This window comes from Microcoleus sp. T2B6, assembly GCF_036700475.1.
Taxonomy (GTDB): Bacteria; Cyanobacteriota; Cyanobacteriia; order Cyanobacteriales; family Microcoleaceae; genus Microcoleus.
The window spans coordinates 1-11,584 of the sequence record NZ_JAUBOZ010000158.1 but is presented as its reverse complement, the minus strand read 5'-3'; the positions used below and the strand labels follow the sequence as shown (position 1 = coordinate 11,584).

Below are 11,584 nucleotides of genomic sequence, written 5' to 3'. Positions count from 1 at the left end.
ACTAATTATGAAATGGAACCGAAAAATAAAAAATAAAGGTAACTTAGTTAATGCAGTTTAGATGTTTGACAGCTTAGTTATTAGTTATTAGTTATTTGCGGTGCCCAGAGCGGAGTCGAAGGGTTATTTCTACCAATGCCCGATGCCCGATGCCCAATGCCCAATTCCCAATTCCCAATTCCCTATTACTATTTATGATGCTGCGAAAACTGACAATTTATTTAATGGCTTTAACTTTTTTATGGACCGCAACAGGCTGCGGTTCACCTCGCACACAAACTTCTACAAATCCTGGGGGAAATCCGAATATTAACACAGTGCGTCCTGCACCAAATAATAACTTGAGTCAAGGTCAATATCCTGTACAGCAAGCTACTTACGACGATGCTGATGGCGAATACAGTTTGATGTTGCTGAATACTCCCCCCGGCAGTCCCCCAGTTTACCGCACTAGGGATTTGCAAATGGCTCGCTTAACAAATGAAGAAATATCGGCAGGCAAGAAAAGTTATCTAAATGTGGATAACAATCAAGCGGTTTTGCATTTGACAGAAGATTTTAAAATTGAGTACGTTCACAACGTTACCGAAACAGTTCCTAATCCTCAAACAGGTCAGCCACAAACCGTAGTAGTGCGGCAGCAATCTGGCTTCTGGGCACCGTTTGCTGGGGCTATAGCCGGTCAGGCGATCGGCAGTTTGTTATTTAGACCGCAATATTATATGCCGCCAGTCTATCAGCCGGGAATTATGACAGGATATGGCGGGTATGGTAATACTTACAACCAAGCTGTTCAGCAGTATCAAACTCGCTATCGAACTCCGCCTCCGGTTGTGAGAAACCGTCAAGTTTTAAGGACGACAGGCCGCTTGCGATCGCCCACATACAACCAGCCAGTAAGACCCTCAGTACGTCCAAATGGCAATCGATCGACCGGTTCGGGTTACGGTGGCAGCACTTTCAGGCGAAATCCCAACTCAAATTCCCGCCAGCAAAGGCGGAGTCCGAGTTTTGGTAGTGGCAGGAATTCTCGTCAACCGAGTCGGAGTCGTTCTTTCGGAGGCAGAAGGCGCTGAGTTGAAGAGTACAAAAATCAGCAACTGAGAGCGGTAAAAGTTGATTTTATCTATCTTCCCGATTCCACGCCGCCGCAGGTATTGAGAGTGAGAACTTTGGAATAGTTGATTTAGCCTTCTCTGTTTCCCCCAGACCCAAAAAATATGTGATTTAATTTCTACATTAGTATGTAGGTGACAATATGTCTTCTTCACAACCCCCGTCAGGGGAAAGAAATCCTCTAGGATTGGATGAATTGATTGCTATCTTGGTTGCCTTCGGCACGATGGGAGCAATTTTATTTTGGGTAACAGGCAGAAATCCCGATCGATTGAATGCCAGAAATTGGCAATTTCCAGCCGTTTTCTCTCAGCCTGCGGTTACGCCCGCGACTCCGGGAATATTAACGCCAGAATCGCCAAGTTCGGATTTGCGATCGCCCGCTGCAACCCCCGTTCCGTCAAAACCGGATGTCGCACCTGTTGCACCTTTAGGGCGGATTTTACCGGCAACTCCTCCGGTGGGTGTAATCGTTGTTCCTCCCAAGCCAATTGCGCGATCTACTCCCAATCCAGCAATTACCAAACCGAAAGCTGATAAACCCAAAGTTGGGCCCGTTAGATTCTCCGATGTTCCAGACAAATATTGGGCGCGTCCGTTCATTGTAGCTTTAGTCGATCGGAAAATTTTTGCTGATTCCACCGACAACAAATTTCGTCCCGACGAACCGATGACGCGAGCCGAACTAGCGCGCTTAATTCAGCGAATGTCCGACGACAAAGAACCGATCCGAAAACCAATTGATTTTAAAGACGTAAAAGACAAGAGTCCTGTCGCTCCTGCGATCGACCACACCGTCACAACTGGATATCTTAAAGGATACCCAAACAATGAGTTCCGTCCCGACAAAAATATTCCCCGCGTCGAAGTCATCGCAGCATTGGCGAGCGGTTTAAACTTGAAACGGTCAGCGAAAGCAAGCAAAACTTTGCAGATTTATACAGACAGGAAAAAAGTGCCGAAATGGGCAGTTGATAAGGTAGCAGCAGCCACGGAAGCTGGCATTGTTGTCAATCACCCGAAGCGCGCACTTTTGCAGCCTAATAGAACAGCAACTCGCGCTGAAGTAGCAGCCATGATTTACCAAGCTATGGCCAAAAAAGGCCAAGTACCTGCTAAGTCTTCTGAGTATGTTGTGCGGCTTTAATTAGAGGAATGAAGCCCTTCTTTTTTCTATGAGTCGGACTTGGGCTTGCGGGTAGTCAGAAACCGGGTTTTTGGCTACAATACTTCGTTATAGCTCACATCTTGCACCATTCTCAATTACTTGTTTAGGAACAGGCTTTTCGGCCTGTTCCACAAGAAAACTCACTCTTTGTGGAACGGGCTCTCCGGCCCGTTCTTGACAATGGTGCAACATCTGAGTTATAGCTGACAGAATCAGCCAAAAACCCGGTTTCTTGGGGTTTGCGGGTCGTCAGAAACCGGTTTTTTTGCGACAATACTTCCTCATAGCTGACAGAATCAGCCAAAAACCCGGTTTCTTGGGTTTGCGGGCAGTTGAGATCGATGTTAAAATCACAGGAATCATGCCAAATCATCATTCCACACTCATTGATTCGATTTGAGGCAATTATTATGTATCATCAGATAAGACTTGGGGATAATCAGCTAGATAGCAGCGATCTTCAAGAAACAGTAGTTATTGATACTGATGGAGAAGTGATCTTTTATCCCAATTTTTTTAGTATCGAAGAAAGCGATCGTCTTTTTTCAGATTTATATTCTAGTATTAACTGGAAACAGGATATTATTCATTTTTATGGAAAAAAGATACCTTTACCCCGACTTACAGGTTGGTATGGAGATGAAGGCAAATCCTATACATATTCCGGCATCGAACAGCATCCCGATCCTTGGACTCCCACACTCAAATTAATTAAATCAAAAGCTGAAGAGATATCAGAAGTTACTTTTAATAGCGTGCTTCTCAATCTATATCGTGATGGTAAAGATAGCGTTTCCTGGCATAGCGATGACGAGCCCGAATTAGGGAAAAATCCGATTATAGCCTCAATTAGCTTTGGGGCAACTCGCCGATTTTCATTAAAGCATAAAATCTCAAAAGACTACAAAATTGATATTAATTTGCTCAATGGTAGTTTGCTGTTGATGAAAGGTGAAACCCAGCATTGCTGGCAACATCAAATTCCTAAAACTTCTAAATTTGTGGAACCAAGAATCAATCTAACTTTTAGAATTATCCAACCAGTTTAAAATAAAGAAAATAAAATTTCATCGCTGCTATCAAATCAGGGTTAAGTGAGTTATGAAAAATCTACTTTTATTAGGAACCTTAAGCTTTAGTATTGCTTTTAGTTTGGGTATAGCAGTAGAAAAAAATATTCATAAAAGTGCTGCCATAGGTGGTATAGCGACAATTAGCACCCTTAGTAGTGCCTTCGTTTTAAGCAAAAAATCTGACCGAGAACTTGAAAATATCCGCAGCTATACCGAAAACTTAAAAACCCTTGAAAATCAGATTTTAAGCCTGAAAAATAAAAGAATAAAACTTGTACAGGCAATTGATAGCAAAACTAAATCAAAAACCACGATTGAAGCAGAATACAATTCAATTGCAATCGAAGTCGAGCGGCTTAAAGAAGAAGTTAAATCTCTCAATCTACAGCGAGAAAGTCTGCACAATGTAATTGCTAATCATAAAATTCAAGACCTAAAAATTAAACCTAAAATTCCTGTTAAAACTGAAGTAGCAAAACCCATCAAAAAGACAAGAAAGACAATATTGTACAATTGCCTTTTAGATGGATTAGAAAATTCGACAGACTTTTATCACAAAAACAACCAGGGAACCTTTGAAAACTATTTACAATCATTACAAAAACCCGCAGAAGAATTGTGGAATTCTTATAGATCGAATCAGGTTAAAGTAAATTATTCGGATCCGTCAATTCAAGCAGTTTATTTGATGCGTTATTATCCCCATTATGCGTACATGAATTTTCAAATATTAGAAATGATACACGCTCAAAATTTATTGGACAATCTAACAAATGAAACGCTAGAAGTATGCTTATTTGGTGCAGGGCCATGTCCAGAAATCGTAGGCTTAAGTAAATACTTATCAGATAAGTATCAAAACATTAAAAAATTAACTGTTAATGTATATGATATTGCTTCTGAGGAATGGACTTTAAGCAGAAATATTACCGAAAAATTTGTGATCCCGGAATACTGGTCCGGAGATTTAAAGCTAAATAGTAATTACCTAGATTTATGCGAATCTAATTCTCTTCACTCAATCCAAACAACAATTCAAAAAAGCCAAATGTTCATTTTTCAAAATTGTCTAAATGAAATTTATAATATATCTACAGTTCAAACAAATCTCAATTTTTTGCTTAATGAAATACCTGTAGGTGGTGTAATAATAATTATTGATTTATGTAACTATAACCAAAACACCACCATAATCGATCGATTGAAAGAACAAGTAAGTAATCGAGATGATTTTGAAATTTATTGCCCTCAAGCTAAAGATACTAAAATAAAAGCTTGTTTTCCTATTCCACCACTAATCACACAACATCTCTTAACTGGAAAAGATAAGTTAGTACCTCGTAGTAAAGATATCGATTGTCTTTTTATAAGTTTGCACAAAATCAATTTAAAAGCTTTGTAATTGATAGGAAATTCGGTTGCAAAGGCATCGTCACGTTTGCTACCGCCTTAATTCTGAGGACTAAAGTTCTCACTCCGAACCAGTTTGTAGTAAGGACTTTAGTCCTTCTTTATTAGTCCACGCTTGAGTGAACATAGAAACAAGTTAAATTAATCTTGAAACACCATAATACTGCCCGAATAGCAAGCTACCCAAACCTGATTAGTTTCCGGATCGTAAGTAATCCCGATCGGGCTTGAATTAACCTTCACTGTTTGCAGCACTTTCATATCGCTCGTCCTAACTTTGCTAACAGTATTCGAGAAATAGTTGACCACATAAAGCAGTTTTCCCTGATCGGAAATTGTCATGCTGCGAGGTGCTTTTCCTGTCGAAACTTTGTCCACCACTTTACCAGTTTTTAGATCAATTTTTGCCACATTTCCTTCACCGTTCAAAGTGGCATAAAGATACTTTCCGTTGGGATCGATCGTCAAATGACGCGGCGCATTGCCAATATTTCTCAGCCATTCTACCGAAAAGTCTATGAGATTCACTTTCGCAATATTGGAAGAACCCATGATGGCAACATAGGCATTTTTTGAGTCGGGAGTAACAACAATACCCCGAGGATATGCACCCAGTTTCACCCGCTCGACTTCGAGATTTTTATTGGTATCAACAACGCTCAAATCCCAACTGCACCAATTGCTAGCGAGGGCGAAGCGATTGTCAGGCGAAACAGCATTGAATTTCGGAACTGCACCTACAGGAATTACCTTTTCTATTTTCAAAGTTTGGGTATTGATGCGGTACAGAAAACTTTGGTCGTGTTTGGCCGCTGGAGAACACCTGTCGGTTCCCGGATTGCTAAACCCCGAACCGTACATTTTGTAGTTGGAGACGTAGGCATATTTGCCATCGGTTGAAAAAGCAGCTTCTACGGGAGAACCTTTATAATTGCCTTTGAATCTAGAAAAGCCGAACTTCGACAAGTTTACTGTATCGGGAATAGTCTTGACTAAATTAAAGTTCCTGTCGTAAACTGTGATTGTGTGGCGGTACATCATGTTTTGAGCAAAAAACAAACCCGCTCCCGAATAAACTATTGATTTGGGGGATATGTTGCCGTAAATGGTTTTTTTCAAGGTCATTTTTCCTTGAGTGTTGTCGGGAGGATTTACTAGCCTTTGGGGTTGTGAGCCACTTTCTTGATCCTCGGAATTTTCTGTTTTAAAAGGTGGCAAAGATGGTTTTTGGAATAGAGGTTCTTGGGCCTGAATTTGAGTTTTATCTTCGACTTCGTTGGTGTTTTCGGTGGCGGTAGGAGATGGCGAAGGTCGATCGACATTTGGCGCTATTTTTTCCGCAGCTTCACTACTCGCCTCTTCCGGCTTACCTTTGAGCGCTGACAAGGTTTTAGGGCCGACAATTCCGTCAACTTTCAGGTTGTTCTCTGCTTGAAACTTTTTCACAGCAGCCAGGGTGAGAGAACCGTAAAATCCTGTAGCCTTACCCCGAAAATAGCCTGCGTTTTGTAGAGTTTTCTGAAGTTGGGCTACTTCCGGGCCTGAATCACCTTTTTTGATGGCGAGTGCGGGATTAACTAAATTGAAAATTGTGAGAGCGATCGTAAAGAAAAGTAAAGGAGCAGAGGCTAAATTCCGGTGCATTTTTGAGTTTGTCGATCGAGTTTGACTCGCAGCCGTTTCCCAAGTTTCAGCTAAATGTAGGTAGGCCAGTCCGTCCATAGTTTTTACCGCGTATTTTTGGTGCTATGATACACCAGTTAACTTTGATTAAAGAGAGAATATTATTATAATCAAACTTAGGGTAAAATCTCCGAGCAGTTTTTAATGGTGTAAGCAAGTAGGAGCGATCGACAATGTGGAGTGGGGAACAAACAACCGCAGAATCAACGACAAAACAATCCCGCCAGACGTTGCTGGGGGACGGTTACGGGGGACTATGCCAGCGGGCTTGGGTAGAAATCGATTTAGCAGCTTTAACTCACAATGTAAAACAGCTTAAAAAGCTCTTATCTCCCCACACAGAACTGATGGCAGTTGTGAAAGCGGATGCTTACGGGCATGGTGCTGTTGCAGTCAGTCAAACAGCATTGCAAGCAGGTGCTAGTTGGCTGGGAGTGGCGACAATTCCCGAAGGAATAGAATTGCGAGAAGCTGGGATAGAAGCGCCGATTTTGCTGTTGGGGGCAACCCATACAGCCCAACAGGTAAAAGCGATCGCCCAATGGCACTTGCAGCCCACTATTTGTACTGCCAAACAAGCCCTAATTTTTTCGGAAGTTCTCGCTGGTCTTAACCAATCTTTGCCAGTTCACGCTAAGTTAGATACGGGAATGTCTCGCTTGGGTACGCCCTGGCAGGAAGCAACAGAATTTGTGCAATTAGTCAATCGGTTGCCCAATTTAAAATTAGCCAGCATTTACTCTCACTTGGCGACTGCAGACAGTCCCGACCCCACAGTTATGAGAGAGCAGCACCAGCGGTTTAAACAGGCGATCGAGCAAATTAAAATAGCAGGAATTAACCCCCCTCGCCTCCACTTGGCAAACTCTGCTGCCGCCCTTGTTGATTCGGATTTGCATTATGATTTAGTGCGAGTCGGTTTAGCTACCTACGGTCTATATCCCGCACCTCACTTGCAGTCGAGCTCCAATTTGAAGCCCGCAATGCAGGTAAAAGCTAGGGTAACGCAGGTGAAAACAATTGAAGCAGGAACCGGCGTCAGTTACGGCTATCAATTTATAGCTCAGCGCCCGACACAGATTGCCGTAATTGGTATCGGCTATGCAGATGGTATTCCGCGCAATCTTTCTAATAAAATGCAGGTTTTAGTCAGGGGTCGATTCGTGGGGCAAGTGGGAGCCGTGACGATGGATCAATTAATGCTGGATGTAACTGATATTCCCGATTTAGAAGTCGGTGAAGTGGTGACTCTGTTGGGCAAAGATGGGGAAAATCAAATTAGTGCTGACGATTGGGCCACGACTTTAGGAACTATTTCGTGGGAAATTCTCTGCGGTTTTAAACACCGATTGCCCCGCGTAGCAGTACACTATTAACAATAGCCCGGCAGGGGTTTAAACCCCTGCCTCATAGCAAAAGTCGGTTTAAACTCATATGTTGGACCATTCTCAATTAGCCTTTTATGAACAGGCAAGATGCCTGTTCCACAAGAAAATTTATATTTTGTGGAACAGGCATCTTGCCTGTTGCTGACAATGGTGCAAGATATCAGTTTAAACCGACTCAAGAGTTTGAACGAGGAAATTATTGATTTTAGTCCTCTTTTAGAGGACTTTAGCTATGAGACAGGGGTTTTTAACCCCTGTCGGACTCTAGGAGTGAGCGATAAGACTGAGACCGCGTTTACCAATGCCCAATTCCCAATTCCCAATGCCCAATTCCCAATTCCCAATTCCCAATTGATATGACAGTTATTCAGACGTTTTTACCAATAGCCCAAACCTTCTATTCTCAGCTAAATGCAGAAAGAACACAAGCCTTGGAAGTAGCCCAAGAATTCTCGAAAAAATTCGTAGAATTGGGGTTTAAAATTGTACCTCAACTACTGTGGGCGATCGGCATTTTGTTAATTACGCGATTTGCGATCGGCTTTGCGGGCCGCGTGACTCGCCGAGCACTGAGTCGCACCGAAGCCACCCTGCGGAAATTCTTAGTTCAAGCTGCTGAAATTACGATTTTGGTAGTGGGAGTAGTCGCCGCTTTGAGTCAGTTGGGAATTCAAACTACCAGCGTGGTTGCGGTGGTGGGTGCCGCGGGTTTGGCGATAGGTTTGGCGTGGCAAAATACTTTGTCGCACTTTGCTGCTGGGGTAATGTTGATTAGTTTGCGGCCCTTTGAAGTCGGAGATGGGATTGAAGCTGGCGATGTTAAGGGAGTGGTGGACAGCATCGGGATTTTTTCAACCACCGTGGTAACAGACGATCGCATAAAAATTATTGTCCCGAACAATCAGTTGTTTAACGGTACACTGAAAAATACAACGGCAATGGGAACGAGGCGAGTAGACTTGAAGATTGATATTGGCGATCGACCAATTCGTCCAACTGTCGCTGAGTTATTAGAAATTGCCCACTCTCACCCGCTGGTGTTGGAGAATCCGCCCCCGACTTGTTTGGTAGCTGAGATTACTCCAGATACAACTATTTTATCTCTCCGGCCTTGGTGCGCGTCGGTGGCCTACGAACAAGTGCGATCGCAAGTTCAACAATACGTCAAAGAGGCAATGGATGCCGACAAAAATCAAGAACAATAGATATCAATCTAAAATCTAAAATCCCAAATCGATCCGAGGTATTTCCCATGAGCAAGTGGTATCCGCAGCAAATTTTGCAAGAACCCGGTGTCAGAATCACCGCCACCGAAAAACAAACAATTCTCAGCAAATTTCCGCCTCCCGACGAAAACGGTCAAATCTATGCCGACGGGGTTTTTGAAGGCGGTGGCGTGCGCGGAGTTGCGTTTTTAGGAGCACTGAGGTGCTGTAGCGATTTGGGCATCCAGTGGCGAAAATTGGCCGGCACTTCTGCAGGCGCAATTACTGCCGCAGTATTGGCAACCGACTTGTCAATAGATGATTTAGAGGAAATTTTAGGACAGCTCGATTACAGCATATTTTTAACTCAAAAAAACAGTCCTCTAATTTTAAACGGCGACCCCGCCGACGACTTGCAATCTCCTGCTTGGACTCTACTTTTCCTAACAGTTAGCCGTCAGATGGGAGAATATTCGGCGCAGCCGTTCCGGCAGTGGCTGGAAGCAATGCTCGGTCGAGGTAACTTGCACACTTTTGCCGATGTCAAAGAAATCGTAAAAGAGCGGGAATTAAAAGTAGTAGTATCCAACCTCAGTCGCGGTGAAATGTTGGTGCTGCCCGACGACTTACACCGACGCGAATCGACGGATTCCGATCCTTTGTACGAGCAGTTGCGACTCAAAAGTGCTGAACATTTTAGCGTGGCTGAAGCCGTTCGGTTGTCGATGAGTATTCCGCTATTTTTTGAACCAGGAAAACTCGGCGATGACTTAATTGTAGATGGCGGAATTTTGAGCAATTTCCCCCTGTGGATTTATGACAAACAATCCGTCGGTGCGACTCCTGCTATGCCGCGCTGGTTTACCTTTGGGTTTCGATTGGTCGATACTGGAATTGAGAGTAAAGCTAAGATTGATACTCCGCTGTCGATGCTGGCGGCGATGTTCCGAACGATGATGAAAGCAAGAGACCGCTATCACCAGCGAGAAATGGATAAGGGCAGGGTGATTAATATTGATGTGACTGATGCTGGGGTGACGACGACGGACTTTAATCTCGATGGCGATCGCAAGGCTCACCTGTACCGCTTGGGATATTTGTATACTAAGAGGTTCTTTTTGAGTTCCAATTTTAGTTGGGAAAAGCACTTGAAGGCTAGGGGATTTGGGGAGTAGGTTTCGAGTCTGGAGTTGGGCCAGAGGCGGATATTGGGTAAAATCTGCCTTTTGCCTGCGGCGGAAAGTATACAGACTAAGGGATTGAGGGATTTTTAAATTAGGGGTTGGCAAAAATAAGATGTGTGTGCTATAGTTAGTTACTGTCATCTTGGAGAGGTGGCTGAGTGGTCGAAAGCGGCAGATTGCTAATCTGTTAAGGGTGTTAACATCCTTCGAGGGTTCAAATCCCTCCCTCTCCGTTCTATTTAATGCTTTATGAATCAAGGGTTTTGGATTCGTAATACCCTTAAAAGTTGCGTTTTGCGCTTATTTTTTGCTCTCTCTTGGCGATCGGTAGCGCCACCTCAGTCGGCCGCGATCGTCAATGAAGCTATCGCTGCGATCGCAATTTTCCCAACAACGATCGCAATATGGTACGCTCAAGAGCCGGATCTTCATCTGTGTTAAGGTGTGAGTAAGTGATTCCAGGATTCGGCGAAAACGGCAACTTACCCCCAGGAGTTCATTTTTGCTAATGGGAAGAATTTGTAGAACGATTTGGAAGCAACGAGCTGAGGTTGCGTTTAATGCGCGGACTGCGAATGGCAATGGAGCAACTCAAAGCAGGTGGTTGCCGGACAATTTATATCAACGGCAGCTTTGTTACCATTAAGCCAGACCCAGGAGATTTTGATGCTTGTTGGGATAGCGAGGATGTCGATTACGATTATCTCCGAAAAAATGCCCCTAGATTACTAAATCATTTGGATCGTAGCGCACAGAAATCCAAATATAAAGGTGAAATTTTTCGTTCAGATCAACCTGTAGGAGATTACGGCTTAACTTCTATAGAATTCTTTCAGCGTGACAGACAGTTAAATCCTAAGGGCCTTATTGCTATAGATTTATTAAGGTGGAACCCATGATTAAAAATGAAAAAGAGTATGAATATAGTCAAGAATGCGCCCGAAAATTTGAATATTCTCTTAGGGCGTTAGAGCAAGATGAGGAACTGAAGAAAAAAGACCCCGAAGGGTGGCAACTCGGGTCAGGAACGGCAAAAACTCCATTTATTACCTTACGTCTGATTGAAGTTCGTTCAGGTAAGATTTGGCATTCTTATTTAACAAGCGTACTAGATCCTCATGTATTACCTCCCTACGTTGTGGCAGATTTATATCGTAGGCGCTGGAGGATTGAAGATGCTTTTAATACCGTCAAAAGACTCTTGGGATTAAGTTATTTGTGGACGGGTTCTCTCAACGGCATTCAGCTCCAAATTTGTTTGGGAGACTTGGATATTTTATCAGGGTAAACGCATCTAATTTTGTATAAATTGTACTTGACAAAACGCCACCAAGAGGAAAGGGATTTTTTCTTAGTC

At 43.2% G+C, this 11,584-nt stretch carries 11 protein-coding genes, 1 tRNA gene and 2 pseudogenes; 13 read left to right on the top strand and 1 reads right to left on the bottom strand.

From position 1 onward, the window contains the following. Positions 1-194 precede the first annotated feature (194 nt). The 5 genes from QUA00_RS34615 to QUA00_RS34595 all read left to right on the top strand — a co-directional run bounded on the left by QUA00_RS34615 (position 195) and on the right by QUA00_RS34595 (position 4,759). Positions 195-1,076, top strand: a complete 882-nt coding sequence (locus QUA00_RS34615) for a hypothetical protein (RefSeq protein WP_333413029.1) — start codon at positions 195-197, stop codon at positions 1,074-1,076. A gap of 24 nt (positions 1,077-1,100) precedes the next feature. Continuing rightward, complete coding sequence (locus tag QUA00_RS34610; RefSeq protein WP_333413031.1) at positions 1,101-1,181, top strand: DUF3370 family protein; 81 nt, start codon at positions 1,101-1,103, stop codon at positions 1,179-1,181. 77 nt (positions 1,182-1,258) lie between these two features. Then, positions 1,259-2,263: an S-layer homology domain-containing protein gene (locus QUA00_RS34605; RefSeq protein ID WP_333413027.1), complete on the top strand. Its 1,005-nt coding sequence runs from the start codon at positions 1,259-1,261 to the stop codon at positions 2,261-2,263. Between the two features lie 362 nt (positions 2,264-2,625). Continuing rightward, entirely contained in the window at positions 2,626-3,333 is a 708-nt protein-coding gene (locus QUA00_RS34600) for an alpha-ketoglutarate-dependent dioxygenase AlkB (protein WP_333413026.1), read from the top strand. A 52-nt stretch (positions 3,334-3,385) separates the two neighbouring features. Beyond that, positions 3,386-4,759: a hypothetical protein gene (locus tag QUA00_RS34595; RefSeq protein ID WP_333413024.1), complete on the top strand. Its 1,374-nt coding sequence runs from the start codon at positions 3,386-3,388 to the stop codon at positions 4,757-4,759. Positions 4,760-4,908: 149 nt separating this feature from the next. On the opposite strand, the gene QUA00_RS34590 is transcribed toward QUA00_RS34595, so the two are convergent. Then, complete coding sequence (locus tag QUA00_RS34590; RefSeq protein WP_333413022.1) at positions 4,909-6,489, bottom strand: peptidoglycan-binding protein; 1,581 nt, start codon at positions 6,487-6,489, stop codon at positions 4,909-4,911. Between the two features lie 134 nt (positions 6,490-6,623). Here QUA00_RS34590 and alr point away from each other — a divergent pair, with 134 nt between their 5' ends. The 8 genes and pseudogenes from alr to QUA00_RS34550 form a co-directional block, all read left to right on the top strand. After that, a complete protein-coding gene (gene alr / locus QUA00_RS34585; protein ID WP_333413021.1) occupies positions 6,624-7,826 on the top strand; it encodes an alanine racemase in 1,203 nt (400 codons plus the stop codon). 99 nt (positions 7,827-7,925) lie between these two features. Next, a complete protein-coding gene (locus QUA00_RS34580) occupies positions 7,926-8,198 on the top strand; it encodes a hypothetical protein (protein WP_333413019.1) in 273 nt (90 codons plus the stop codon). Next, positions 8,195-9,043 (top strand): mechanosensitive ion channel family protein, encoded by an 849-nt coding sequence (locus QUA00_RS34575; protein WP_333225227.1) that lies wholly within the window; start codon positions 8,195-8,197, stop codon positions 9,041-9,043. The genes QUA00_RS34580 and QUA00_RS34575 overlap by 4 nt, the downstream gene beginning before the upstream one ends. 47 nt (positions 9,044-9,090) lie before the next feature. Continuing rightward, entirely contained in the window at positions 9,091-10,218 is a 1,128-nt protein-coding gene (locus tag QUA00_RS34570) for a patatin-like phospholipase family protein (RefSeq protein ID WP_333148323.1), read from the top strand. A 153-nt stretch (positions 10,219-10,371) separates the two neighbouring features. Next, a tRNA-Ser gene (locus tag QUA00_RS34565) sits at positions 10,372-10,460 on the top strand. A gap of 16 nt (positions 10,461-10,476) precedes the next feature. Next, positions 10,477-10,668 carry a hypothetical protein gene (locus tag QUA00_RS34560; RefSeq protein WP_333148321.1) on the top strand — a complete coding sequence of 64 codons (192 nt, stop codon included), beginning with the start codon at positions 10,477-10,479 and terminating at the stop codon, positions 10,666-10,668. An 80-nt stretch (positions 10,669-10,748) separates the two neighbouring features. Continuing rightward, positions 10,749-11,126 (top strand): annotated as a pseudogene (locus QUA00_RS34555) (DUF6932 family protein); the annotation flags it as partial. Then, positions 11,123-11,507 (top strand): annotated as a pseudogene (locus QUA00_RS34550) (transposase); the annotation flags it as partial. The pseudogenes QUA00_RS34555 and QUA00_RS34550, both read left to right, overlap by 4 nt. Positions 11,508-11,584 lie beyond the last annotated feature (77 nt).